The organism is Amycolatopsis sacchari (assembly GCF_900114035.1).
Lineage (GTDB): Bacteria > Actinomycetota > Actinomycetes > Mycobacteriales > Pseudonocardiaceae > Amycolatopsis_E > Amycolatopsis_E sacchari.
In genome coordinates, this window is record NZ_FORP01000010.1 from 80,068 (window position 1) to 105,095 (window position 25,028).

Genomic DNA, 25,028 nt, shown 5'->3' on the forward strand with positions numbered 1-25,028 from the left:
ATACCTGCGGCGGAGGGACATGGGTCAGTATCGACACATGAGCGGACCCACCGAGTTGCCTTCGTTGCCCGACGCGCGGTTCGCCGGGCTGCTGGCCGAGGCACAAGCGTTGCAGGCGACCACCGTCGAGCTGCGGCGCGAAATCCACCGGCACCCCGAACGCGGCCTCGACCTGCCCCGCACGCAGGCCACCATCCAGCGGGCGCTGGCCGACCTGCCGCTGGAGATCGCGCTCGGCAAGTCCACGACGTCCCTCACCGCGGTCCTGCGCGGCGCCCAGCCCGGGCCCGCCGTCCTGCTCCGCGGCGACATGGACGCGCTCCCCCTGCGTGAGGACACGGGGCTGGAGTTCGCCTCGGTGGAGGACGGCGTCATGCACGCCTGCGGGCACGACACACACGTCGCGATGCTCGCGTCGGCGGCCCGGCTGCTCGCCGCGCACGCCGACGAGCTGGCCGGCTCCGTCGTGTTCATGTTCCAGCCGGGTGAAGAGGGCTTCCACGGCGCGCGGCACATGATCCACGAAGGGGTGCTCGACGCCGCCGGGGAACGCGTCCAGCGGGCGTTCGGACTGCACGTGTCGGCGAACATCGTGGCCGGGCAGGTGCATACCCGCCCCGGCCCGATGATGGCCTCGACGGACAACTTCCTGGTCCGCGTGATCGGCAAGGGCGGCCACGGTTCCGCGCCCCACCAGGCGATCGACCCGGTACCGGCCGCGGCGGCGATGGTCGGCGCGCTGCAGACCATGATCACCAGGCGGGTCAGCGTGTTCGACCCCGCGGTGCTGTCGGTGACGCGGATCGAAGGCGGCACGACGAGCAACATCATCCCCGAGGTCGCCGAGCTCGAAGGCACTTTCCGCACCCTGTCGGAGCGCAGCCGCGCGCTGGTGCGCGACGAGCTGCCCAAGGTGTGCGAAGCGGTCGGACAGGCGCACGGCTGCCGGGTGCAGGTCGACCTCGAACCGGGTTATCCCGTGACGGCCAACGACCCGGTCGAAGCGGAGCGCGTGCTCACCCTCGGGCGTGAAGTCCTGGGTGAGGACAACGTCGCGCCGATGACGGCACCGATGATGGGCGGTGAGGACTTCTCCTATGTGCTGCAACGGGTTCCGGGGGCCTTCGCGTTCCTCGGCACCTGTCCACCTGGCACGGACCCGGAGGAGGCCGCCTCGAACCACTCGAACCGGGTACTCCACGAGGAAAGCGCTTTCCCGAACGGCGTCGCGATGTACGCGGCATACGCGCTGGACGCGTTGCGTGCACCACGGCGATCACTGGCAGGATGACGCCTCGTGCGAGACGTATGCGTGATCGGGCTCGGGTTGATCGGCGGCTCGCTGCTGCGCGCCGCGTCCGCTGTCGGGCGTGCGGCCTGGGGCGCCACCGACTCCGAGGCTGATGCCGCAGCGGCCTCGGCGGATGGTTTCGACGCCTCGACCGACGTCGCCGCCGCGCTCCGCCGCGCCGGGGAGCAGGACGCGCTCGTGGTGCTCGCGGTACCGTTGCCGGTCGTCGGCGAGGTGCTGCGCGAGGTGGGTAAGCACGCTCCGGGGTGCCTGCTGACGGACGTCACGAGCGTCAAGGCGCCCGTGCTGGCGTCGGTGCGGTCGTTCGCGCCGGACGCGCGGTTCGTGGGCGGGCACCCGATGGCGGGTACGGCGGAGTCGGGCTGGCGCGCGGGCAATCCGGCGTTGTTCGGCGGGGCGGCGTGGGTGGCGTGCGTCGAGGACGACACGGATCTGGCCGCCTGGGCTGAGGTCGCGCGGCTCGCGCTGGACGTCGGCTCGCACGTCGTGCCGCTGACCGCCGCGGCGCACGACGAGGCGGTCGCGCGGATCTCGCACCTGCCGCACCTGCTCGCGGCGGTGCTGGCGACGGTCGGTGCGGAGGGCGGGCCGGTCGCGCTCGCGCTGGCGGCGAGTTCGTACGCGGACGGGACGCGGGTCGCGGGCACGCGGCCGGAGCTGGTGCGCGCGATGACGGAGGGCAACCGCGAAGCGCTGCTGCCGGTGCTCGACGAGGCGCTCGGCAGGCTGGGTGCGATGCGCGGTTCACTCGCCTCGACGGGCGGCCTCGCGGCGACGATCAACGCAGGGCACGAGGGGGCGCAAGCGCTTGCGGAGTGGCGTGCGCAGACCCCGGCGGGCGTGCGGGTGAGCCTCACGGCCCCCGACGCCCGCGACGGCCTGCGCGCGCTGGGCGCCAGGGGCGGCCGCATCACGGCGATCACGGAGGACGTCGCCATCGGCGAAGTGGCCTGAGGCTTCGGCAAGGTCGGCGCGGCTCGGCGAAGGTGGCGGGCGGTGGTGAGGTCGGCGATGGTGGGCCGGTGGCCGAGCGCGGCGGCGGTCGGCGGCGGCTGGGGCCGACTTGGCGGCGAGGTTCGGCGGCAGTGGGCGGCCAGGCGTTGAGCTGGACGCGGCGGCGGTGGCCGAGGCCGGGGCGCGGCGGCGGTCGGCGGTGGGGTCGGCGGCCGGGGCCGACTCGGCGGCGAGGTTCGGCGGCCGTCGACGGCGGGGTGACGGCAGCTCAGGCTCGACGGGCGAGCGGCGAGGTTCGGCGGCGAAGGCTGCGCGGCGCGCGGAGGGGCCACGTGCGGCACCGATCCGCCGCGAAGCGTGGAGAGCCCCCGCTCGGCCAGGCGGTGGGGGCGCCGCGCCAGTCGCGCAGGGCACAGCGGGACTCAGCCACGCGGGAGGACCCGCGGGGCCGCGCGGTGACCGGCGAGTAGCCGGGCGAAATCAGCCAGTCGGGCCGGGGCGATCCGGTCCCGGACCCGGGCGGTTCGAGGGCCCGCCCGCCGGACCAGGACCGTCGCCCGGCGAGTCCGGACCGCCCGCACCTCCAGCCGGGCGCGGACCTCCAGCCGATCCCGGGCCACCGGCCCGACCCGGCCCACCGGCCCGACCCGGCCCACCAGCCGAGCCAGGCCCACCAGCCGAGCCAGGCCCACCGGCCGGACCCGGGCCACCAGCCGGTCCCGGCCCACCAGCCGAGCCCGGGCCAGGCCAACCCGCCGAACCCGGGCCACCCGAGGGCCCACCAGCCGAGCCCGGACCACCCGAGCCCGGCCCGCCACCCTCCCCCTGGGTGCGGTGCAGCAGGTCCTTCGCCTTGCCGGCCACGTTGTCGATCTTGTCGGCGTGCTGGCCGAGCCTGGACTTGGCGAACCCGCTCGCCTTGTCGATGCCCTGCTCGATCCTCCCGGCGTTCTGGCCCAGCGCCTCCTGGGCCCGCTTCTTGAGGTCGTCGAAGTTCATGCCCATCTCCCCATCGAACACCGAACCGCGCATTGGCGCAGGACGCGTCCCCTGTCGGATGATGACCGGCATGCCGCCACGCACCTTCTCCTTCGAGGTCACCCGCACCAGCACCGCCTCGCCCGACCGGCTGTTCCGACTGGAAACCGACGGCGCCCGCTGGTCCGAGTGGGCGAAACCGCTCATCGTGCAGTCCGGCTGGGAGCGGTGGGCCGACCAGCCCGGCGGCGTGGGCGCGATCCGCCGCGTCGGGCTGTTCCCCGTCCTCATGTACGAGGAGACGCTCGAGTACGAACCCGGCAAGCGCCACGTCTACACGTTCGCCCGCTCCGCCCCCGTCGACGACTACCGCGGCGAGGTGACCTTCACCCCCACCCCGAACGGCACGGAACTGCGCTGGCGCGGCACGTTCAAGGAGAAGGTCCCCGGCACCGGGCCGCTCGTGCTCGCCCTGTTGCGGACCGCGATCGTCTTCCTGTCCGCCCGGCTCGTCCGCGCCGCCGAACGCGACTGAGATCACTACGAGCAACTGCAACACCGACGTCCCCTTCCGCGACTTCTCTGTAGGCCGTGAGGAAGGGGGACTCGATGCCAAGGCGTGCCGTCGCCGCCGCGTTCGCGCTGGTCGCGCTGCTCAGCGCCTGCACCTCCCGGATCGAAGCCGCCGTGCTGACGCCGGAACCCCTCCCCGCTCCGGCCTCCACCGCTGCCCCCGCGCCCACCACGCCCTACCCCTTCGGGCAGGTCCAGCGGCAGGCGCCTCCCGTCACCGACGGCAAGGTGCCCCAGCTGAACCGCATCGACATCGCCGAGCCGTACGTGTTCCTCACCATCGACGACGGCGCCATCCCGCACCCCGACGCACCGAGCCTGATCCGCGAATCCGGCGCGCACCCGGTGCTGTTCCTCAACGCCCGCTACGTCCGCGGGCACGAGGACTACTTCCGCGAGGTGCTCGCCGCCGGCGCGACGCTCGGCGACCACACCATCGACCACCCCGACCTGCGCGGCAAACCCCTCGCCTACCAGGAGCAGCAGATCTGCGGCGACGCCGACGAACTGCAGCGCATGCTGGGCGTCCGGCCGGTCTACTTCCGGCCGCCGTTCGGCTCCTTCGACCAGAACACGCTCAAGGCGGCCGCGAACTGCGGGATGCGCGCGAGCGTGCTGTGGACGGAATCGGTCAACGACGGGCGCGTCGACTTCCAGACCGGCAAGCACCTGCGCGCCGGGGACGTCGTGCTGATGCACTTCCGCAAGACGTTCCCCGAGGACTTCGCCGCGTTCCTGCGTCAGTCCAAAGAGGACGGTCTGACGCCCGTGCCGCTCCCCGATTTCTTGGGCTAGGCAAGCCACGCGGAGCGTGTCCGTTGAGGGTGGTGGCGGGGAAGCGGCTGGCCCTAGCCCGCGCCGAGGCACAGGAACGGCCGCCGCAGGGGGTCGACCGCCGTGGCTTCCGCCAGTGCCAGCGCCGGTGACGTGCCGCGCGCCAGCCTGCGGTGCAGGTCCGCCATCGCGTCCGCCGCCGCGCGGTCGCCGACCCTCGCGATCGCCCCGACGATCGTCCGCGAACCGCCCGCCAGCAACGCGCCCGCGAACCCCAGCGCCTCCTCACCCGGGCGGATGTGGCTCATCGCCAGCTCGCACGCCGCCAGCACGACCTGCTCCGGCGGGCGCTTCAACCGCGTCGTCTCGTGGGCGAACAGCGGACCGTCGACCAGTTCGAGCCGGGAGAACAACGCGTTCGCCGGCTCGTGCGCCCCGTGTGCCACCAGGTGCGCCAGCCCCGAACCGTCCAGCGCCGCCAGCACCTCCGCGCTCGTCGCGCTCGGCCCGTCGACCAGCCGCGCCCCCGGGTACACCGACCGCAGCTCCCGCACCTCACCGATCGCGCCCGGCACCCCCGGCCCGCCGACGAGCACCACGGGCTCCGGTTCACCGCGTTCGGCCGCGTTCCGCCACGCCGTCGCCGAAGGGGCGATCGACAGCGGGCGCCCGCGCAACGACGGCAAGGCCGCCCACGGCAGCGCGTACAGCGGGCCGATCGGCACGATGACCAGCTCGCGGTCACCGATCGCGTCGGCGAGCGGGTCCACCACCAGGCGGTCGAGCAGGCCCGCGCGCTTCTCCGCGGACCGCGTCACGGCCGCCACCAGCGCCTCGGGCAGGTGGTCCGGGGCGAGCACGTTGAGGTCCGCGTGCAGCTGTTTGGTGATCTCGACGGTCTCCGCGAACGGCCCCAGCCCGACCAGCCGGAACCGGCCGTCCCGCACCACCACCGCCGACAAGCGGTCCCCGTGCGCGATGACGCTCACCAGCGCGCGCTCGCCCAGCGCCGCCGCGACCTCGTCCGGAGTGGACACCGGCCGGGGTTTGCCCCAAGGGCTCGTGTACCAGCCCAGCCTGCTCGCCTCCCGCTGCAGCCGCACGTACCGCTGCTCCAGCGCCCCGGCCGGCTTGCCCTCCAGCCGGTTCTGCTGCGCACTGCGCTGCACGTGCCGCATCTCGGTGATCAACCGGGCCAGCACGGGATCGGCGATCTCGGGCAGCGGCTCGTAGCGGTACACCTGGGCGCGCGTGCGTTCCTGCCACGCGAACACCCGCCGCGCCCCGGCGTTCCCGCGCGCGCCGTCGAGCACCAGGCCCACCGCGAGCCGCCCGAGTTCCTGCCCGTGCACGGCCGTGCCGCACACGAGGTCCAGCCCGCCCATCCGGTCCCGCACCCGGCTCAGCTCCGCGAACCCGGCACGGGCCTGCGCCAGTGCCGAACGGGAACTGCCGCGTGCCACGGCGAGTTCCGCTCGGCACAACCGCAGCAGCATCACGTGGTCGATGGGGGTGGTGCGGCGGGGTTTCGGTACCCGCGCGAGGAGTTCCTCCGCCGCGTCGACCGCACCACGCCGCAGGTGCAGACGTACCGCGAGCAACCGCGCGACGGCCGCCTCGTCCCGCAAACCCAGCTCCGCCAAGCGGTTCGCGTGTTCGACCAGCTCCACTGCCGCGAGGCGGGCCGGGCGAGCGGCGCCCTCCAGGGCTTCGGTCGCGTTCGCCCGCAGTTTCGCCAGCGCCGCCACCTCCGCCCACCTTTCGTTGCCGCGGCGGAGAAAGCGCTTTCGGGCGGCGGTGGAAAGCTTGCGCGCCAACGGGTAGTCCCGTTCGAGTATCGCCGCCGCGGCGCGCGCGACCTCCGCCTCGGCGACGTCCTGGATGGCACGGCTGCGCCGCAGCTCCGGCAGCGCCTCGTCCAGGTGCCGCGCCGCTTCCTCGGCGAGACCGGCGGTGAGCAGCGCACGCGCCTGGTCCAGCCGCAGCCGCGGCAGCCAGCCGGGGCCCGCCTGCTCGTAGATGCGCGCGGCCTGCTCGTAGTGCCGCAGCGCCTCCGGGATGTCGCCGACGAGCTGCGACTGGTCGCCCAGGTTGTGCCGCGCCTTGCCCTCGATGCGCACCAGGCCGTGGCGGGTGGCCAGATCTATGCAGCGGCGCAGGTCGGAAAGCGCCGCCGCGGGCTGGTTGAGGTTCATGTGGACCAGCGCCCGGTTCATCAGGTTCCGGGACAGCGGCAAGGCGTTGGCCTCGGCGTCGCGCCCCAGTACCGGGATGATCGCGTCGAACAGTTCGAGCGCCTCGGTGAAGCGGCCCACCCGGCACAGCACGAGCGCGCGCTGCGCGTCGATCACCGCGCTGAGCAGGTGCGGGGAAGCGCTTTCCGGCAGGAGTTCCGGCAGGGCGGCGGCGTCGTCGAGGTGCGCGAGACCCGCGGCCGTGGACCCGGTCTCGGCCTCGGCGAGCGCGATGCTGACGAGCACGCGGACGCGCAGCTCCACCCAGTCGGGCTCGGTGACCGGTCCCGCCGAGTCCAGCAGTTCCAGCGCCTGGTCGAGCAGGCGCAGCGCGACGGCGTTGTGCAGGTCGCCGGAGGCGTCGGCCGCTCGGGAATGCAGCTCCCGCACGCGTGCGAGGACGCTTCGCGGTTCCTCAGGTACGGCCACACCAGCTATCTGAGCACATCGTGTTCGGCCGGGGTACAGCCGGTGAGGTCAGAGCACCACCGCGGGCGTGACGACCGTTCGCCTGGCACCCGTACCGCCCACCGAGATGACGATCTGCGTGGTGCCGCGCGGTACCTCGTCGAGCACGAACCGGCCGCCCTCGTCGGACTCCGTCGAGGACGACCCGTGCTCGGCCACCCGCACCTCGACCCCGTGCCTGCCCGCGGGCACGAGCCAGCCGTCGATGCGGTGGCAGCGGCCCACCTTCGTCAGGTTGATCATCACGGTCAGGTCGCTGACGGTGAACGTGATGGTGCCCTGGTCGACGCTGCTGCGGACGCCCACGAGCTGGTCTGCGCGCTCCCACCTGGCCACCTCGACGTCGAGGTTCTCCAGCTCCAGCGCGAACTGGACCCGCTCGACCAGGCCGGGCGGCGGGGGGTCGACCGCCTCCAGCACGCGCCCCAGTTCGGCGAGCAGGGCCTCGTCGCCGGGATGCGCTCCCTCCGGCACCTTGATCTCGTTCATGCACTGCCCCCTTCGGAGTCCAGCAGTTCGCGCATCGTCTTCAGGCAGCGCCCCCGGTTGGGCCCGATGCTGCCCCGCGGCATCCGCAGCGCCTCGGCGACGACCCGGTACTCGGCGCGCCCGGCCAGCACCGTGAGCCGCAGCAGTTCCTGGCACCGTTGCGGCAGCCTGCCGAAGGCCGCCCAGATCCGCCGGTCCCGTTCGGTGCGCAGCACCTCGGCCTCGGGCGCCGGCAGCGTGCTGGGCACGGCCTCGGCCATCTCGTCGGTCAGCGGCACGGGCGGTTGCCTGCGGCCGTTGACCCGTTGCGCTTCGTGGCGGGCGGTGGTCACGAGCCAGCCGGCGAGCGCCTTCGGCTCGCGCAGCTGGTGGAGGTGGCTCAGCAGCGCCAGCCAGACCGTCTGCACCACGTCCTCGGCGGCGTGCTTGTCGAGACCCGCACCGCGGGCCACGTTCCACACCAGCGGGGTCAGCTCGGCGACGAGCCGGTCCAGCCCCCGCTTGTCCCCGCCGCGGGCGGCCTCCAGGCACGCCGCGAACAGCTCAGGGCCACGGAGGCCGTCCCATGGTGGGCCAGCCTCGGCGGTGTGGACTTCCGTCACGCCAATCGCCCCCGCTCTCAGTGGTCACTCCTCCGCCGGTGCTCGCAGTATCCCGCTCTCGCCGTATGAGAGAAGGCTTGCGGCCATCAGATACAAATGTCACCCGATCGGAGTAATACCTCGTTACGCGTGAGCGCCGGCCGGCGTCGCGCCGCGGACACCGGCCGGCTCCCCCCTCACACCCGATGGCCTTCCCCCTCGGCCATCGCACCTCGTGGCCGTCCTCGCGGCGGCCACGTTCGGATCGCGTCCGGAGCCTCCCCCGAACCTCCTTCGGCGATCCGGCGAACGGTGGCGCCCGGCGGCCCCCTCGGCTGCCGGCCACCACCAGCCCTTCGTCAGACCAGGATCTGGTCGATCTGGCCCAGGGCGTTCTCCCGGAACGAGACCGGCAGCCCGTTGGCCTTCGCCAGCACGGCCAGCCCCGTCAGCGGGCTACGCCCCGACTCCACCGCCGCGAGCCGCTTCCAGCCGAGCCCCGCCACGAAGGCCCACACGCCGGGGCGTGCACTGGAGGACAGCAGGTGCGTGATCACCCGGTCGCGGATCCACAGGCCCGCCCCCTGCTGGGGCGCGTGGCCGTTGACCGGCTGCGGTATCGGCACCGGCGGGGTGTTGGGGTCCCACGCTCCGGTCGGCGGAGGCGTGTTCGGGTCCCAGGCGCCCGTGGGCGGCGGGGTATTCGGGTCCCACGCGCCCGTGGGCGGCGGGGTGTTGGGGTCCCACGCGCCAGTCGGCGGCGGGGTGTTCGGATCCCACGCGCCAGTCGGCGGCGGGGTATTCGGGTCCCACGCTCCGGTCGGCGGAGGCGTGTTCGGGTCCCACGCACCCGTGGGCGGGGTGTTCGGATCCCACGCTCCGTCCGGCTTGGTCACCGGCTTCGGCCGCGGCTCCTCCTCGGGGCCGGTGGCCGGCTTCTCGGTCTCACTCGTCGTCATGGCTCTCGCTCCCCTGCTCGCAGGTCAGTATGTGGTCTGAACCATTTGCAACTCGTCGTGCACGACGAACGGGCTGACGGGATGACCGCCCGCCCGCGCGTCCGCGAGCAGCGCGAGCTGGTGCGCGCCACTCGTCCCCTCCGCCAGCCGCAGCCACCCCAGGTCCTCCAGCAACGCCCACGCGCGACCGTCCTTTCCGGACGCCAACAGGCGCAGCGCCCGCTGCGGCGGCAACCACGTGCGCAGTGCCACGCCCGTGCAGCCGAGCGTGGTGGGCCGGGGCTCGGGGTAGTCCTCGATGAACGCCTCCCCGTAGGCGATCCGGAAGAATCCCCCCTCGCCCCAGCCCGTGCCCCACGAGTTCTTCGCGATCCAGCAGCCCTGGTCGTCGTCCCAGCCGATCAGGGCCACGCAGTGTCCCCCGCGGGTCTCCTCGGTGGTGTGCCGGTAGACCCCGCCCGCGTAGTGGAAGAAGTCCTCGTAGACCACCATGCAGGCGGTCACGGGGCCGTACCCGAAGATGTGGTGCTTGATCCCCGCCGGGTCGCGGGTCAGGTCCACCGTCTTCTCGGCGTGCACGACCCGCTGCGGCCAGTCCGGCCGCAGCGCGCCCGCACCCGTGTCGACGTAGGGCCAGCACTCCTCCAGTGCCACCCCGGTCGACACGCAGTCCCCCAGCAGGTCGTCCGGCCAGGCCCCGTCCTGGCCGTCGATCTGCCTCGGTGTGGCCTGCCCGAAGAACAGGTGCGCCTCGGACAGGTCCAGGTTCAGCTCCGCCGCCCGCCGGGTGTACGCCGCGGTCCCCTCCAGCACCGCGACCACCCCGAACGCGGTGCACGTACCGCGCTCCCCCTGGTCCTTGACGGGCGTCGTGTAGTCACCGCCGCACGTCCGCCGCAGGTCGAAGACCCGCGGCAGCTCCCCCGACGGTGCGTGCGGCGACGTGCAGCGCTGCCCGACCGCCCCGAGCGCGGCCTCGGTCATCAGCCCGGGCAGTTCCGCCCTGGCCTCGACCTCCGCCGCACTCGGGGCGGGCACCCCCAGCCGCACGGCACGCGAACCGGCCCCCAGCCTGCTCAGGCGGGTCTCCTCCGCCTGCCACGGATCCCCAAGCGCGGCAAGGGATTCACGGATCGCCGCGATCTCCTCTTCGCAGGAGTGGTGGGTGCTCATGCATCCTCCAACAGGGGGTCAAATCAACCGACGCTCCTATGACGCGCGGGGGGCCGCGACAGATACACACCGGCAGGAATTTTTTCGAAGCCCCTGGTCGGCCCTCCCCACTTTCACCCGTTCAGCCCAACGGCCGCCTACTCGCCGTGGTGTGGAGGTCCGATTCGTTCAAGACCCGCCGTGTCCTGCCGGGCAGACTTGGCGCCCATGACGACACTGCCTTCGCGGACACTGAGCATCCGCATCGAACGCCCCTGCGACGAGGTCTACAACTTCCTGACGGAGCCGGGAAGTTCTGCGAAATGGGCCTCCGGAATGGACAGCAGCGCGCCCGTCACCTCGGCGGAGGTCAACGAGTTCGGCGTGCTCGACCACACCGTGCACCTGCCGGGACAGGACGTGTACGTGCCGATGCGCGTGGTGCGCAACGGAACCGGCAGCGAGGTCCTGTTCACCCTCTTCCGCCTGCCCGACATGGACGACGCCCAGTACGCCGCCGACGCCGAAGCGGTGATGAAGGACCTGCGGAAGCTGAAGGAGCTCCTGGAGAACTAGGACCCCTTCGCGACCGAGACCGCGTCGCCGCGGTGGGAACCGTCCTCGGCGAGGCGCAGCAGGTAGTCCGCCAGGTCGGCACGGGAGATCGTGAAGCTCCCCCGCACGTTCCTGCCGACACTGCTCGCGATGACGCCGGTGTGCGGACCGTCCGTCAGCCGCGGCGGGCGCACGACGGTCCAGTCGAGCCCGCTCGCGGCGACCCGCTCCTCCATGACGCGCATGTCCTCGTACTCCTCGCGCAGCATCCGGATCAGGATCGGCTTGACAGCCAGCCGGGTGAACCAGCCGTCACCCTCCCGGTGCATCCCGCTGTTGCTGACCACCAGCAGCCGCCGCACCTCCGCCTGCCGCATCGCCGTGATGATCGCGGCCGCGCCGTCCCGGCAGATCCGGCTCGGCCCGCGGCCACGCGGACCGAGCGCCGACACCACGGCGTCGCTGCCGCCGACCGCCGCGACGAGCGCGGCGGGGTCGAACACGTCGGCCACGACGACGTCCTGGACGGGCTCGTCGAGCCGGGCCGGGTCCCGCACGACCGCGGTCACGTGGTGCCCGCGGGCCAGTGCCTGCCGCACCACCTCGCGCCCGGTTCCCCCGCTGGCGCCGAAAACCGTGAGCTTCATGCCTGCCTCCTCAGGTTAGTGTTCACTCACCCGCTATGGTTGGTGAGTACTCACTTACCGTCAAGGGGACGCTGAGAAGGAGCTGAGAGTTGGGCACCCGGGAGGCGATACTCGCCGCGGCGAGCCGGATCATGCGCGAGCAGGGGTACGCCCGCGCCACGACGAAGGAGATCGCGCGCGCGGCGGGGTACTCGGAAGCCGCGCTGTACAAGCACTTCGCCGACAAGACGGAGATCTTCCTCGGCGTGCTGACCGAACAGCTGCCCGCACTCGGCGCGGTGCTCACCGACGTCGCGGCCAACGCGGGCCGGGACACGGTCCGGGCCAACCTGACCAAGGTGGCCAAGGCGGCGCTGGACTTCTACGCGGAGAGCTTCCCCATCGCCGCGTCCGTCTTCTCGACGCGCGAACTGCTGGCCGCGCACCGCGACGCCGTGCACGAGCGCAGCGCGGGGCCGCACCACCCGCACGACAAGCTTGTCGAATACCTCCGCACCGAGCAGCGGCTCGGCAGGCTGCCCCGCTCCGCCGACCTGGACGCCATCGCCGCGCTGCTGCTCGGCGCGTGCTTCCAGCAGGCGTTCCTCAGCCACTTCGAGGACGGGCCGCGGGACTTCGACGCGCTCGCGAAAACCCTCGTCAAGCCCCTGCTCCGCTAGCCCGGCCGGCACGCCAGCGCTCGACGAGCTTCGGCATCTCCTCGGCCATGAACGCGAAGAAGTCGTGCGTCTCCTGCAGCCGCGCGCCCGCCCGGGTTCCGGCGCCGACCGCGTCGATGCCCTCGGCGAGGGTCTTGAGCAGCGTCCGGTAGAGCTTGTCCTGGTGGGAGTACACCTCGAACCAGTAGTCGCTGTGCACGACGAACTGGTCCCGCCGCTCGCCCGCCGGCCGCTCGCGGCGCAGCAGCCCGATCTGCACGAGGTACCGCACGGCGCCGGAGACCGCGGCCGGGCTGATCTTCAGCGCCGCACCCAGTTCCGCGGCGGTGAGGTGCCCCTCGGGGCTCGCGAGCGTCATGGCGAACACGCGTGACGGCATCCGCGGCATCCCCGCGTCCGTGAGCATCTGCCCGAACTTCTCGGCGAACCGCACCGCGCCCTCGGCGAGGGGCGCGGGGTCGTCGGTCGGCATGGAACCATCCTCTCTCATCCCCCACAGCCTCTCTTCGATCTTGACATTTTCCTAACTTCACAAATTTGTGAAAACAGCGTAGCTTCGCCGCCATGGACAACGCCATCACCGTCTCCGGCCTGCGCAAGTCGTTCGGGTCGACCCGCGCCCTCGACGGGCTCGACCTGGAGGTCGCCGCGGGTGAGGTGCACGGCTTCCTCGGCCCCAACGGCTCGGGCAAGTCGACCACCGTGCGGATCCTGCTCGGCCTGCTCCGCGCCGACGCCGGGCACGTGCGGCTGCTCGGCGGCGACCCGTGGCGGGACGCCGCGAGCCTCCACCGCCGCCTCGCCTACGTACCGGGAGACGTCAACCTGTGGCCCACCCTCTCCGGCGGCGAGGTCATCGACCTGCTCGGCCGGCTGCGGGGCGGGCTGGACCAGCGCCGCAGGAAGGACCTCGTCGAGCGCTTCGACCTGGACCCGAGGAAGAAGGGCCGCACCTACTCCAAGGGCAACCGGCAGAAGGTCGCCATCGTCGCCGCGCTCGCCTCCCACGTGGACCTGCTCATACTCGACGAACCCACCGCGGGCCTCGACCCGCTGATGGAAGCCGTCTTCCAGGAGGCCATCCAGGAGGAACGCACCCAGGGCCGGACCGTGCTGCTGTCGAGCCACATCCTCGCCGAGGTCGAGGCCCTGTGCGACCGGGTCAGCATCATCCGCGACGGGCGCACGGTCGAATCGGGCACGCTCGCCGACCTGCGGCACCTCACCCGCACCTCCATCACCGCGGAACTCGCCGGCCCGCCGAACGGGCTGTCCTCGCTCGCCGACGTGCACGACCTCAAGGTCGAGGGCAACCGCGTCCGGTTCGACGTCGAGACGCACTCGCTGGACAAGGTGCTGCGGCAGCTGACCGACGTCGGCGTCCGCAGCCTGACCAGCCAGCCGCCGACGCTGGAAGAGCTGTTCCTGCGCCACTACCAGGTCGAGGTGGGGGCGAAGTGAACTCCCTCACCGGAACCCGCCAGCTGGTCCGCCTCGCGCTGCGCCGCGACCGGGTCGTGGTGCCGATCTGGGTGGTGCTGCTCGGCATCCTGCCGCCCGTCATGGCCTCGACGTACGAGCAGTTCTACCCCGACGCCGCCGACCGGGCCACGCTCACCGCGGGCACGGCGGCCAACCCGTCCATCGCGCTGCTCTACGGGCCCGCGTTCGACCTGTCCACCGCGGGCGGGTTCACCGCGTGGCGGCTCGGGGTCTTCCTCGCCCTGTTCGTCGCGCTGGGCTGCGTGTTCACGGTCGTCCGGCACACGCGGCAGGAGGAGGACACCGGCAGGCAGGAGCTGCTGTCGTCCGGGGTGACCGGGCGGTACGCCGCGCTCACCGCGGCCCTGCTCGTGTCCGGTGCGGCGGCGCTGGTCACCGGCCTCATCGCGATGGCCACCCTGCTCGCCGCCGGGCAGCCCGCGGCCGGGTCGATCGCGTTCGGGCTCGGCGTCACGCTCGCCGGCTGGGTGTTCAGCGGCGTGGCCGCGGTGTGCGCCCAGCTCGTCGAGTACTCGCGCACCGCGAACGGCCTCGCCTCGGCGGTGCTCGGGGTGGCGTTCCTGCTGCGTGGTGTCGGCGACTCCGCGAGCGGGATGCGGTGGCTGTCGTGGCTTTCGCCGCTGGGCTGGACGTCGCAGCTGCGGCCGTTCGCCGGGGAACGCTGGGCCGTCGCGTTGTTGCCGCTGGCCGCGGCCGTCCTGCTCACCGGGCTGGCCTACTGGCTGCTGCCCCGTCGCGACGTGGGGCTGAGCATCTTCCCGTCACGGCTCGGGCCCGCGACCGCCGCGCCGGGTCTGCGCTCACCGTTCGCGCTGGCGTGGCGGCTGCAGCGGGGGATGCTGACGGGCTGGGTCGTCGGGTTCGCGGTCGCCGGGGTGCTGTTCGGCTCGCTCGCGAACGGGATCGGCGGCCTGGTCGGCGACAGCGCGCAGGTGCGGCAGATCTTCGAGCGGATGGGTGGCGCCTCCGCGCTCGTCGACGCCTACCTCGCGTCCATCGCGGGCATCTTCGGGATGGTCGCGGCGCTCTACGCCGTGCAGGCGAACCTGCGGATGCGGACCGAGGAGACCGCGGTCCGGCTCGAACCCCTGCTGGCGACCCGCGTGCGGCGACTGCGGTGGGCGGCCAGCCACCTCGTGTTCTCCTTGCTGGGCAGCGCTTTGCTGCTCGCCGTCGGGGGTACCGCGGCGGGCGTGGCACACGGGTTGCGGGCCGGGGACGTCGGCACGCACATCCCGCCGGTGCTGGGCGCGACGTTCGCGCAGCTGCCCGCCGTGTGGGTGGTGGCGGGGATTTCGGTGCTGCTGTTCGGTTTCGCGCCGAAGCTCGCGACCGCGAGCTGGTCGGTCGCGTCCCTGTCCCTCGCGATCGCGTTGTACGGACCGGTGCTGCGGCTGCCGCAGGCGGTGCTCGACGTCTCGCCGTTCACGCACGTGCCGAAGCTGCCGAACGCCGCACTGACCGCCACGCCTTTGCTGTGGCTGACCGGAATCGCACTCGTCGCCCTCATCGTGGGGTTGCGGGGTTTCAGACAGCGAGACATCGGGTAGCCCCAGCGGGTTGGCGGGTGGAGAGCCCAGGCTGGTCGGGGGCCTGGGCTCTCGTTTTGCGGTAGACCTGGACGCATGCCTGGGGGATTGCTACGACAGCGGGATTTCCGCCGCCTGTGGACAGCGGACCTGCTCAGCCAGTTCGGCGACCGCCTCAACGTCCTCGCGCTGCCGCTGCTGGCCGCGGGCAGCCTCGGCGCCTCGGCCTTCGGCGTCTCGCTGCTGCGCACCCTGCAGACGCTCGCGTACCTCGCGATCGGCCTGCAGGTCGGCGCGTGGTGCGACCGGATGCGGTTGCGGCCCTTGCTGATCGGCACCGATCTCGGCCGCTTCGCGCTCTACGCCACGGTTCCCGTCGCCGCCGCGTTCGGGGTGCTGACCATGGGCCAGTTGTACCTCGTCGTCGCCGTCGCCGGGGTGCTCGCGGTGTTCTTCGAAGTCGGGCACCAGACGTACCTGCCGCGGCTCGTGCCGCGCGACCGGCTGCTGGAGGGCAACGCGCGGTTGCAGACCAACCTCTCCGTCGCCGCGGTGACGGCGCCGAGCGCGGGCGGCTTCCTGGTGCAGTACTTCGGCGGGCAGGCCGCGGTGGGCGGGAACGCGTTGTCGTTCCTGTGGTCCGCGCTCTGGCTCGGCCGCATCCGCAAGCCCGAGCCGGTGCCCCCGCGCACCGAACGGGTGCCGCTGCGCCGCCAGATCAGGGAGGGCCTGGACTTCGTCCGGAAGCACCCGCTGCTGCGCCCGATCGCGGCGGCGCTGACGCTGGCGAGCCTGTTCCAGTCCGTGCAGATCGCGATCGGGGTGGTGTTCCTGCTGCGCGAGGTGCGGCTTTCGCCCGGGATCATCGGCCTGCTCAGCACCACCGGTCTCCTCGGTGCGCTCGTGGGCGCGGTGACGGGCCGGCGCATCGGGCAGCGCTTCGGCGAGGCCAGGCTGCTGTGGGTGATGGGGGTGCTGATCGCGCTCGGCTACACCGCGATGGCGCTGGCGAGCCCCGGCTGGCTGGTCGCCTGCTACCCGGTGGGGAACTTCGTCACCGCGTTCGCCATCACGGTGTCGAACATCGTGCAGGTGAGCTTCCAGCAGGGAGCCACCCCGGAACGGCTGCGCGGCCGGGTCACCGCGACCATGCGGTTCGTGACGTTCGGCGTGGCGCCGGTGGGCAGCCTGCTGGGTGGCCTCGTCGCGGACGTCGCCGGGCTGCGGGCGTCGATGTGGCTCGCGACGGCGGGGATGGCGCTGTCGGCGGCCCGGCTGATCGGCTCGCCGCTGCGGCGCCTGCGTGTCCTGCCGGAGGCATACGCGGAGGAGGGCACGGGTAGTCCGCCTGCATGAGCGAGCTGATCGAGCGCGTACCCAAGCAGATCTTCCTGGCCGGGCAGTGGCGGGACGCCGCCGACGGCAGCCGGTTCGCCGTGCAGGACCCGGGGAACGAGCAGCAGCTGTGCGAGGTCGCCGACGCCCAGGACGCCGACGCGCGCGAAGCCGTCGAAGCGGCCGTCGCCGCGCAGGAGGAGTGGGGCGCGACCCCGCCGCGCGAGCGGGGCGAAATCCTGCGCCGCGCGTGGCAGCTCATGACGGACCGCGCGGACGACATCGCTCGCCTGATGACGCTGGAGATGGGCAAGAGCGTCGAGGAGTCGAAGGCGGAGGTCACGTACGCCGCCGAGTTCTTCCGCTGGTTCTCCGAGGAGGCCGTGCGCATCGACGGGCGCTACGGCCGCAACCCGGCGGGCACGGGCCGCATGCTCGTCACGAAACGCCCCGTCGGCCCGTGCATCCTGATCACGCCGTGGAACTTCCCGCTCGCGATGGGCACCCGCAAGCTCGGCCCCGCGATCGCCGCCGGCTGCACGATGATCGTCAAGCCGGCGCAGCTCACGCCGCTGTCGATGCTGAACCTCGCGGCCCTGCTGCAGGAGGCCGGGCTGCCCGACGGGGTGCTCAGCGTGCTGCCCTCGACGTCCGCGAGCCGGGTGGTGAGCCCCGCGCTGGAGGACCCGCGCATCCGCAAGATGTCGTTCACCGGCTCCACCGAGGTGGGGCGCAAGCTCGTCGAGCAGTGCGCGCCGAACCTCCAGCGCATGTCGATGGAGCTGGGCGGCAACGCGCCGTTCCTGGTGTTCGAGGACGCCCCGCTCGACGACGCGGTGGCCGGGGCGATCACCGCGAAGATGCGCAACAACGGGGAATCGTGCGTCGCCGCCAACCGGTTCCACGTGCACTCCTCGATCGCGGAGGAGTTCGTGCGGCGGCTCACCGAGCAGATGTCGGCGCTCAAGGTCGGGCACGGCACCGAGGACGGGGTGAAGGTCGGCCCGCTGATCAGCGCCGACCAGCGGGACAAGGTGAGCGAGCTGGTCGAGGACGCGCTATCCCGCGGCGCCCGCGCCACCACCGGCGGCAAGGCCTTGGACGGCAAGGGTTTCTTCTACGCGCCGACCGTGCTCACCGACGTCCCGCCGGACGCCAGGATCCTGCGCGAGGAGGTGTTCGGCCCGGTCGCGCCGGTGACCACGTTCGACACCGAGGACGAGGCGCTGCGCCTGGCGGACGACACCGAGTTCGGGCTCGTCGCCTACCTGTTCACGCGCGACCTCGACCGCGCCCTCCGCGTCGGCGAGCGCGTGTCCACCGGCATGGTCGGCATCAACACGGGCCTGGTGTCCAACGCGGCCGCGCCGTTCGGCGGGGTGAAGCAGTCCGGGTTCGGGCGCGAGGGCGGCGACGAGGGCATCGAGGAGTACCTCGACGTGAAGTACCTGGCGCTGGCGCTGAAGGAATAAAACAAAGCGGACATTCCGCATTTCCGCTTGTTCCCGGAACCCGTTTGGACTTAGCTCCGTCAGAGTGAGCATGAATTCGCCCGGAAACGCGGGAACAGCGGACATCACGCGCAAAGCGGAAGTCGCCAAGGCGCAGCTGCGGCAATTGTCGGCCACGCTGTCCAGTGCGGACGGTGCGGCGACCGTGACCGTCAACGCCAGTGGTGCGCTGCAGAAACTGGCATTCGGGCCGAAAGCGCGCGAACTGCCGCTCGACCGGCTGGCGGCCGCGGTCGTCGCCACGGCGCAGCGCGCGCAGGCGCAGGCGGCGCGGCAGATAACGGCGATCATGGCGCCGGTGATCGGCACCGACAGCGACGCGATGCGTTTTCTGGAGGAACAGTTCCCCGCGCCCGAATTGCCGGAAGAACAACCGGCGGCCCCGCAGGAACGCCGTTTCGTGGTGAACGAGGAACAGGCCGCCCCGCCGCCTCCTCCCCGGCCGCCCGCACCACCACGGCCGCCCCGCCCGCCTGTCGACGGCGGTGACGAGGAATTCGGTTCGTTCATGCGGAGGGACTGGTGATGGCAGGCGGTTTCGAGGCGGACCTGAACGCGCTCGCGGCCCACGAGCCGGAGGTGCGCGAGGTCGCGGACAAGGTCCACGAAGCGATCGACGCCACCGGCGCGGCACAGGGGCTCGGCGACCTGAACGCGTTCGGCCTCGTCGGGCAGGTCGTCGCGCTGGGGGTCGAGTACTGGATCGCCAGCGCCACCAGCTTCGTCAAGGGGCTCGGCGACGCCGGGCACGACCTCGCCGACAAGGTCAAGACGGCGCACGAGGCGATCTCGTCGCACGAGGAGAAGTCGAAGGCGGCACTCACCGCGATCGGTAAGGACCTGTAGCCATGACCTCGACCGAGAACCCGCTCGTCGCCACGGCCGAGCCGCCCTCCGGGCCGTTCACCAACACCGGCAAGGACGGCGCGGGCGTCATCGACAACCTGCCGGCGCAGACCTCCGGCTCCGGCCTGTTCAACGACGTCGCGACCACGGTCAAGGACTTCTCGGACGGCGACTGGGCCAACGCCGGGCTGGATGTCGCGACCGACGGGCTGGACCTGCTCGACGCGGCGATGGATCCGCTCGGCGCACTGGCCAGCGCCGGGGTCGGCTTCCTGATCGAGCACATCAGCTTCCTCAAGGAGGGGCTGGACAAGCTCGCGGGCAACCCCGAGGCCGTCACGGCGAAGGCCCAGACCTGGCAGAACGTCTCGAAGCAGCTCAACGAGGCAGCCGAGACCTACGAGCGGTCGGCGGCCAAGACGGCGCAGTCGTACAAGGGCGAAGGCGGCCCGGCGGCGTACCAGGAGACCGCGAAGGGGTACGCGGACGCGCTGCGCGGCGCGGCGGGGCACGCGCAGAGCGCCTCGACGGCCATGCAGGTCGCCGCCGCGATCGTGGGCACCGAGCGCGGCCTGATCCGCGACATGATCTCCGAGTTCGTGGGCGAACTGATCGTCAAGGGGCTCGCCGCGCTGGCCACGTCGTGGTGCTCGTTCGGCGGCACCGTGGCGGCGTTCATCGCCGACACCGTGGTCGAGGGCGGCATCCTCGCCGAGAAGATCAGCACGCGGATCGCGAAGATCGTCGAGCGGCTCGAGGCGCTGGCGAAGAACGCGAACAAGTCCAAGGCCGCCATCGAGGGTGCCGCCAAGGCGCTGGCCAAGGTCGGCAAGGCCGCGGACAAGATCGCCGACAAGAGCCTCGACGCTGCGACGAAGATCGAGTCCACGGCGAACCGGCTCAAGCAGGCCGGTAAGGAAGCGCACGAAGCCGCCGAAGCGAAGGAACTGCGCGAAGCCACCGAGGGCGAGCACGAGAACCCGCTCGAGAAGAGCTTCCTCAACCTGAACAAGTGGGTCGAAGAAGGTGGAGTGCCCAGACCGAATGTGAGCGACGGGGTGCACGCCGCCGCCGAAGGTCGCCGCCAGGAGAACGAGCAGGCCGACCGTTCGCACGAAGCCGCCGAGGCCTACGAGGAGGAGCACCGCGAGGAGGAATCCGGCGGCGAGCAACCTGCCGGAGCCGGGGAGCGACCCGCCGGAGGCGAGTGAGCCGCCCGCGGCCTACTTGATCTGGAACGGGCCGGCGGCGCGCGTGGTCGCCCCGGCCCAGAGCCGGGGCGCGAACCGCTGGACGGCACGGGCGAGCTCGTCGACCGAGCCGCGCTGGCTGCCCAGGTGCACCGTGGTGGTGCGCTCGTGCGTGCGGACGAGCACCTGGTCGAGCCGACGACGCGAGGCAAAGCTCCCCACCGCGCGCCTGCTCCAGAAGGTCTCCACCGCGACCGAGGTGATCTCGCCCCAGGGCAGGGTGAACGGCTCGCCGCTGGGGTCGTCGAGGCTGAGGCTGTCGGCGTCGAGCACGAAACACCGGCCGCGCGCCACCATCGGCGACCACAGCAGGAGCCCGAGCGCCAGCAGCGCGAACGGCGCGCCGAGCAGGACGGACAGGACCCGCACCACGACGCCGGCCCCGGAGTCCGTGAAGGCCGCGGTCAGCAGGCCCGCGCCGACGCACGCCGCCAGCACCCCGCCGACGAGCGCCTGCACGACGGTCCGCCTGCCGAGGTCGACCACGACCGGCGGCTGCGCTTCGGGCGCCGGAACCAGCTGCGGCGCGACCCCGGGCGCCGTCACCAGCGCGCTCCACGGGGTCGAGGGCACGCGCTGCCAGTCCCGCGGAGCCCCCTGCGCGACCGCCTCGGCCACGCCCGCGCGGCGCGGCAGCCGCACCTTCACCGCGGAATTCCGGGGCAACCGCACCAGCACCGGGCTGTACAGGTGCTCGGCGAAATCACCCGATTTCGGAAAGAACACCAGAACCAGCCCGAATCGCTCGTCCACCCCCTCCTCGGAATCGACGCCGACCGCCGAAAGATCCGCCCAGGAAATGCGGAAGGCGTCCCCACCCTTGGTCTCGTAGCCGATTCCGCTGTCGTCGACGACGAGTTCGCGCGGCCAGCGCAACGAGCGCCACCCCAGCAGCCGCAAGGCCACGACCAGCAGGAACACCACCCCGATGACGATCATCGGAACGGTCAGCCAGCCGCTGGTACCGGCCATCGCACCCGAAAGCACCAAACCGGCGCCGAGGACGAGGAAAATGAACGCGACGGAAATCTGGTCGAGCCTCGTTCGCCAGCCGAGCCGGATGCGGGTCATGGAAAAGGAGTCTAGGGGTGGGCACCGGCCTGGACGGAAATCTGCTCGAAGAAACCGCTCAGCCCCTGCCACACACCGGGCACCAGCAGCACACCCAGCACCACGAACGCCGGGAACACGAGGAGGTTCTCCACCCGCTTGCCCGTGCGGAAGCGCAGGAACGACGGCGGCCGCAGCTCGTACCACGTCTCGCCCGCGATCGGGACCGGGAACAGGAACGGGCAGCCCGCCTCGGTGAGCGAGTCGCCGAGGCAGTGGGTGAGGCAGCCGACCGCGACCGCCACGCCGAGCCAGCCCGTCAGCTCCTGGAGCTCCCCGGCGGCGCTCGCCGTGCGCGCCCACCACACCACGGCCCCGGCGCCGACGAGCAGCAGCCAGTCCCCCAGTGCGTCCGCGGCGAGCAGCAGCCCGAACAACACCACGCCGGCGACGGCGTACCAGCCGCCCGCGCGCGTGCCCCACATCGTGAGCGCGCCGAGCCCGGCGGCGAACAGTACGGTGTGCGACAGGTGGCGGTGCATGCCGCGGTGCCGCTCGTCGCGCGGCCCCTTCGTGACGGCGTACAGCATCGACGACAGACGCCGGAGCAGCCAGGACAGTGCGCCCGTGACCGGCCCGAGCAGGCGTGACGCGCCCGCGCCGGGGTGGTCGAGGTCGGGCAGCAGCGCGAAACCGGCCGTGGTGGCGGCGAAGGCGACGGCCTGGTGCACCGAACTCGCGCCCACGGTCGGGGCGACGGCGAGTCCGGCACACCAGCCGGTGAGTGCGTGCGTGCGGCCCATCATGGGGATGATCTTGGCAAGTGGGTACGACAGGAAAGGACACCGGATGAGCCCGGAGTTGCACGAGTTCTGGCGTGAGCGGCACCTGTGCACGCTGACGACGCTGCGGAAGGACGGGTCGCCGCACGTCGTGCCCGTCGGGGTCACGGTGGACGAGGAGTTCCGCACCGCACGCGTGATCTGCTCGCGGGACAGCGTGAAGGCCCGCAACGTCCGCGCCGGGAACGGCGAAGCACGCGTCGCCGTGACGCAGGTCGACGGGCGCCGGTGGTCGACGCTGGAGGGCGTCGCCGTCGTGCGCGAGGACCCGGAGTCCGTGCGGGAGGCGGAAGAGCGCTACGCCGCGCGCTACCGCCGGCCCCGCCCGAACCCCGAGCGCGTGGTGCTGGAGATCCGGATCACCCGCCTGCTCGGGCTGCGCTGAGCGCCTAGAGGGCCTGCCACCACGGGTCGACGGCGGGCAGGTTGTCCAGGTCCAGCCGCTCGCCGGGGCGCGGGACGGCGAGCGTGATGTCGTGTGCCTTCGCCTCGCGCCAGACGCGGTCCGCCGGCTCGTTCCAGCCGTGCAGGGCGAGCCGGAAAGTGGCCCAGTGCACGGGGATCAGCACGCCACCCCGTGCGTCGAGGTGCGCGGCGACGCCTTCCTCCGGTGTCATGTGGATGTCCGGCCACGACGGGTGGTACGCGCCGATCTGCACGAGCGCGGCGTCGAACGGCCCGTACTTCTCCCCGATCCGGCGGTACCCGTCGAAGTAGCCCGAGTCGCCGCTGTAGAACAGGCGGCGGTTCGGGCCCGCGATGATCCACGACGCCCACAGCGTGTTGTTGCGGGTGAAGGCACGGCCGGAGAAGTGCTGCGCGTCGGCGGCCGTGATGCGGACGCCGGAGATCTCGGTGCTCTCGTGCCAGTCGAGTTCGATGATCCGTTCCGCGGGAACCCGCCAGCGCCGCAGGTGCGAGCCGACGCCGAGCGGCACGATGAACGGGGCGTCCTGGATGCGGGCCAGCGTGCGGACGGCGGCCGCGTCGAGGTGGTCGTAGTGGTCGTGCGACACGATGATCGCGTCCAGCGGCGGCAGGTCTTCGAGGCGGCACGGCGGCTCGTGCATCCGCTTCGGACCGATCAGCCGCGACGGCGAAACCCGCTTCGCCCACACCGGATCGATGAGGATCCGCCTGCCCTCGATCTCGACCAGCGTCGAGGAGTGCCCGTACCAGGTGACGTGCAGTCCGTCGGCCGGGTGGTCCGCCGGCGGCGGGACGAGCGGGATCGGTCCGGCCGGCTTGCGGCGCTGCCCGCCGAACAGCATCTCCCTGAGTAGGTCGCGGCCGGTGCTCGCGGTCTGCGGCACGGGCGGGGCCAGGTTCTGGAACCGCCCGTCGCGGAACTGGGGTGACCGCTTCATCACCTCGAGGTCCGGGCGGCCGCCGAACGCGAGGGGGATCTCCCAGACGGCCCACGCCAGCGCACCGAGCGCTGCCACCGGGACCGTCCACCGAAGTCGCTTCGCCATGCTTCGAAACTACCTACTGCGAGCTGATGTTTCCTGAGACCGCGTTAACCCAGGTGAGCGAGTGGGCCGCTGGGGTTCGGCGGGGCGAGACAGCTGAGCGGGAAGTCCACGAGCGAGCAGGTCGCCGGCGCCTGCCCGAGCCGGTACCCCTCCGGCACGCCCCCGTTCGCGATCACGTCCCGGTACGCGGGCACCGCGGCCGTCGGACGGCGGGTCAGCGAGGGGTCGGTCAGTGCGTCCACTGTGTACAGTCCGAAGCGGGGGCGGTAGCTGCCCCATTCGTAGTTGTCGGTGATGCTCCAGTAGTTGTAGCCGATGACGTTGATCCCGTCGGCCTTCGCGCGCTGCACCCAGAAGATCGAGTCGCGCAACGCCGTCTCGCGTGTGTAGCCGTCCTCGCGCGGCTGGGCGTTGTCGGTCGGCATGCCGTTCTCCACGATGTACAACGGCAGGTTCGGGTACCGGTTCGCGTAGTACCGCAGCGCGTCGTAGATCCCCTCGGGCTGGAGCTTGATCTTCCACAGGTCCCCCGAGATCGCGTTGAGCGCAGTGAGGTTGTCCAGGCTCACGCCGTAGTAGTAGTCCAGGCCCACGAAGTCCAGCTTGTCCCGGATCTGGTCCATGACCACGAGGTCCGTCAGCGGGTTGAAGCCCGCGTAGAACGCCTGGTTGCTGGTGACCTTGGCGCCCGGGTCCAGGCGGTGGATGAGGTCGTACGCGCGACGGTGCGCCAGCACGACGTCCGCCTGCCACAACGGGATCTGCAACGGGTTGAGCGCGCCGATCTTCAGCTCCTGGCTCAGGAACGCGACGGGTTCGTTGAACGTCACCCACAGCACGTTCCGGTACCGCTGCACGACCTTCTCGGTGAACGCGAGGAAATCGCCGACCGTGCGCGGGTCGGCGAAGCCACCGCGGTCGGCGACCCAGCCCGGGTACACCCAGTGGTTCAGGGTGATCATCGGCGTCATCCCGGCGTCGCGGATGTGCCGCACGACGTCGTCGTAGTACGCCAGCTCCTGCTCGTCCCACACGCCGGGCCGCGGCTGTACGCGCGCCCACTCGACGCTGAACCGGAACGTGTTGACGCCCATGCCCGCGGCGAGCTGGATGTCCTCGGCGTAGCGGTGCCGGAAGTCGACGGCGTTGCCGTACGGGTCGACCTCACCGCTGCGCGCGACGTAGCGGGACCAGTTGCTGTCGGGCGCACTGCCTTCGGACTGGTACCCGGCGGTCGCCACGCCCCAGTAGAACGCGCGTGACCAGGCGGCGGCCTGCGCCGGCTGCCAGGCCAGCACCGTGAGAACGACGACGAGGACGACGGCGAGGCTCCGGCGCAACATGCGAAAGAA

General features: G+C 72.1%; 26 protein-coding genes. 14 read left to right on the plus strand and 12 right to left on the minus strand.

The features are described 5' to 3' along the window. The first annotated feature begins 37 nt into the window (after positions 1-37). Both BMZ92_RS18330 and BMZ92_RS18335 read left to right on the plus strand, forming a co-directional pair. Positions 38-1,291 carry a M20 metallopeptidase family protein gene (locus BMZ92_RS18330; RefSeq protein ID WP_091509076.1) on the plus strand — a complete coding sequence of 418 codons (1,254 nt, stop codon included), beginning with the start codon at positions 38-40 and terminating at the stop codon, positions 1,289-1,291. A 21-nt stretch (positions 1,292-1,312) separates the two neighbouring features. Then, positions 1,313-2,266, plus strand: coding sequence for a prephenate dehydrogenase (locus tag BMZ92_RS18335; RefSeq protein ID WP_091509078.1), 954 nt, complete (start codon positions 1,313-1,315; stop codon positions 2,264-2,266). A gap of 480 nt (positions 2,267-2,746) precedes the next feature. Here BMZ92_RS18335 and BMZ92_RS38185 read toward each other — a convergent pair whose 3' ends face one another. Then, a complete protein-coding gene (locus tag BMZ92_RS38185; RefSeq protein WP_342743505.1) occupies positions 2,747-3,451 on the minus strand; it encodes an antitoxin in 705 nt (234 codons plus the stop codon). On the opposite strand from BMZ92_RS38185, the gene BMZ92_RS18345 reads away from it, so the two are divergent. Beyond that, complete coding sequence (locus BMZ92_RS18345; RefSeq protein ID WP_091509384.1) at positions 3,336-3,779, plus strand: SRPBCC family protein; 444 nt, start codon at positions 3,336-3,338, stop codon at positions 3,777-3,779. The genes BMZ92_RS38185 and BMZ92_RS18345 overlap by 116 nt on opposite strands. 74 nt (positions 3,780-3,853) lie before the next feature. Next, positions 3,854-4,612 carry a polysaccharide deacetylase family protein gene (locus BMZ92_RS18350; protein WP_091509081.1) on the plus strand — a complete coding sequence of 253 codons (759 nt, stop codon included), beginning with the start codon at positions 3,854-3,856 and terminating at the stop codon, positions 4,610-4,612. Between the two features lie 53 nt (positions 4,613-4,665). On the opposite strand, the gene BMZ92_RS18355 is transcribed toward BMZ92_RS18350, so the two are convergent. From BMZ92_RS18355 to BMZ92_RS18375, 5 genes are all read right to left on the minus strand, one after another. Further along, the gene (locus BMZ92_RS18355; RefSeq protein WP_245783123.1) at positions 4,666-7,254 is read right to left on the minus strand and encodes a CHAT domain-containing protein; all 2,589 of its coding nucleotides are present in this window, start codon (positions 7,252-7,254) and stop codon (positions 4,666-4,668) included. Between the two features lie 48 nt (positions 7,255-7,302). Then, positions 7,303-7,782: a hypothetical protein gene (locus BMZ92_RS18360; RefSeq protein WP_091509085.1), complete on the minus strand. Its 480-nt coding sequence runs from the start codon at positions 7,780-7,782 to the stop codon at positions 7,303-7,305. Further along, positions 7,779-8,384: an RNA polymerase sigma factor gene (locus BMZ92_RS18365; protein WP_091509088.1), complete on the minus strand. Its 606-nt coding sequence runs from the start codon at positions 8,382-8,384 to the stop codon at positions 7,779-7,781. Before BMZ92_RS18365 ends, BMZ92_RS18360 begins: the two co-directional genes overlap by 4 nt. A gap of 338 nt (positions 8,385-8,722) precedes the next feature. Next, entirely contained in the window at positions 8,723-9,322 is a 600-nt protein-coding gene (locus BMZ92_RS18370) for a hypothetical protein (protein WP_091509090.1), read from the minus strand. Between the two features lie 24 nt (positions 9,323-9,346). Beyond that, a complete protein-coding gene (locus BMZ92_RS18375; RefSeq protein WP_091509092.1) occupies positions 9,347-10,495 on the minus strand; it encodes a C1 family peptidase in 1,149 nt (382 codons plus the stop codon). Positions 10,496-10,702: 207 nt separating this feature from the next. Between BMZ92_RS18375 and BMZ92_RS18380 the strand changes: the two genes are divergently transcribed. After that, positions 10,703-11,050 carry an SRPBCC family protein gene (locus BMZ92_RS18380; RefSeq protein WP_091509093.1) on the plus strand — a complete coding sequence of 116 codons (348 nt, stop codon included), beginning with the start codon at positions 10,703-10,705 and terminating at the stop codon, positions 11,048-11,050. Here BMZ92_RS18380 and BMZ92_RS18385 read toward each other — a convergent pair. After that, complete coding sequence (locus BMZ92_RS18385; protein WP_091509096.1) at positions 11,047-11,676, minus strand: NAD(P)-dependent oxidoreductase; 630 nt, start codon at positions 11,674-11,676, stop codon at positions 11,047-11,049. The genes BMZ92_RS18380 and BMZ92_RS18385 overlap by 4 nt on opposite strands. Before the next feature lie 89 nt (positions 11,677-11,765). Here BMZ92_RS18385 and BMZ92_RS18390 point away from each other — a divergent pair, with 89 nt between their 5' ends. Next, positions 11,766-12,335, plus strand: a complete 570-nt coding sequence (locus tag BMZ92_RS18390) for a TetR/AcrR family transcriptional regulator (RefSeq protein WP_091509097.1) — start codon at positions 11,766-11,768, stop codon at positions 12,333-12,335. On the opposite strand, the gene BMZ92_RS18395 is transcribed toward BMZ92_RS18390, so the two are convergent. Beyond that, on the minus strand, positions 12,316-12,807 hold the full coding sequence (locus BMZ92_RS18395; RefSeq protein WP_091509099.1) for a GbsR/MarR family transcriptional regulator: 492 nt from the start codon (positions 12,805-12,807) through the stop codon (positions 12,316-12,318). The two genes, BMZ92_RS18390 and BMZ92_RS18395, sit on opposite strands and share 20 nt — an antisense overlap. 92 nt (positions 12,808-12,899) lie before the next feature. Here BMZ92_RS18395 and BMZ92_RS18400 point away from each other — a divergent pair, with 92 nt between their 5' ends. The 7 genes from BMZ92_RS18400 (at position 12,900) to BMZ92_RS18430 (ending at position 20,270) form a co-directional block, all read left to right on the plus strand. Next, the gene (locus tag BMZ92_RS18400; protein ID WP_091509101.1) at positions 12,900-13,796 is read left to right on the plus strand and encodes an ABC transporter ATP-binding protein; all 897 of its coding nucleotides are present in this window, start codon (positions 12,900-12,902) and stop codon (positions 13,794-13,796) included. Beyond that, a complete protein-coding gene (locus BMZ92_RS18405; RefSeq protein ID WP_091509104.1) occupies positions 13,793-15,388 on the plus strand; it encodes an ABC transporter permease in 1,596 nt (531 codons plus the stop codon). Before BMZ92_RS18400 ends, BMZ92_RS18405 begins: the two co-directional genes overlap by 4 nt. Positions 15,389-15,463: 75 nt before the next feature. After that, positions 15,464-16,723 carry an MFS transporter gene (locus BMZ92_RS18410; protein WP_091509107.1) on the plus strand — a complete coding sequence of 420 codons (1,260 nt, stop codon included), beginning with the start codon at positions 15,464-15,466 and terminating at the stop codon, positions 16,721-16,723. Next, a complete protein-coding gene (locus tag BMZ92_RS18415; RefSeq protein WP_091509109.1) occupies positions 16,720-18,174 on the plus strand; it encodes an NAD-dependent succinate-semialdehyde dehydrogenase in 1,455 nt (484 codons plus the stop codon). Before BMZ92_RS18410 ends, BMZ92_RS18415 begins: the two co-directional genes overlap by 4 nt. Before the next feature lie 70 nt (positions 18,175-18,244). Beyond that, positions 18,245-18,739 carry a YbaB/EbfC family nucleoid-associated protein gene (locus tag BMZ92_RS18420; RefSeq protein ID WP_091509111.1) on the plus strand — a complete coding sequence of 165 codons (495 nt, stop codon included), beginning with the start codon at positions 18,245-18,247 and terminating at the stop codon, positions 18,737-18,739. Then, a complete protein-coding gene (locus tag BMZ92_RS18425; RefSeq protein WP_091509114.1) occupies positions 18,739-19,059 on the plus strand; it encodes a hypothetical protein in 321 nt (106 codons plus the stop codon). Before BMZ92_RS18420 ends, BMZ92_RS18425 begins: the two co-directional genes overlap by 1 nt. 2 nt (positions 19,060-19,061) lie before the next feature. Next, the gene (locus tag BMZ92_RS18430) at positions 19,062-20,270 is read left to right on the plus strand and encodes a hypothetical protein (protein ID WP_091509117.1); all 1,209 of its coding nucleotides are present in this window, start codon (positions 19,062-19,064) and stop codon (positions 20,268-20,270) included. 12 nt (positions 20,271-20,282) lie between these two features. Here BMZ92_RS18430 and BMZ92_RS18435 read toward each other — a convergent pair whose 3' ends face one another. Continuing rightward, entirely contained in the window at positions 20,283-21,380 is a 1,098-nt protein-coding gene (locus BMZ92_RS18435) for a hypothetical protein (protein ID WP_091509119.1), read from the minus strand. Positions 21,381-21,391: 11 nt separating this feature from the next. Then, positions 21,392-22,162 (minus strand): metal-dependent hydrolase, encoded by a 771-nt coding sequence (locus BMZ92_RS18440; protein WP_091509386.1) that lies wholly within the window; start codon positions 22,160-22,162, stop codon positions 21,392-21,394. Between the two features lie 46 nt (positions 22,163-22,208). Between BMZ92_RS18440 and BMZ92_RS18445 the strand changes: the two genes are divergently transcribed. After that, positions 22,209-22,586, plus strand: coding sequence for a TIGR03618 family F420-dependent PPOX class oxidoreductase (locus BMZ92_RS18445; protein ID WP_091509121.1), 378 nt, complete (start codon positions 22,209-22,211; stop codon positions 22,584-22,586). Positions 22,587-22,590: 4 nt separating this feature from the next. Here the strand turns inward: BMZ92_RS18445 and BMZ92_RS18450 are convergent, their stop codons facing one another. Both BMZ92_RS18450 and BMZ92_RS18455 read right to left on the minus strand, forming a co-directional pair. Beyond that, positions 22,591-23,676 (minus strand): MBL fold metallo-hydrolase, encoded by a 1,086-nt coding sequence (locus BMZ92_RS18450; RefSeq protein ID WP_091509123.1) that lies wholly within the window; start codon positions 23,674-23,676, stop codon positions 22,591-22,593. Between the two features lie 44 nt (positions 23,677-23,720). Then, positions 23,721-25,019, minus strand: a complete 1,299-nt coding sequence (locus tag BMZ92_RS18455; protein WP_091509125.1) for a glycoside hydrolase family 1 protein — start codon at positions 25,017-25,019, stop codon at positions 23,721-23,723. Positions 25,020-25,028: the final 9 nt, after the last annotated feature.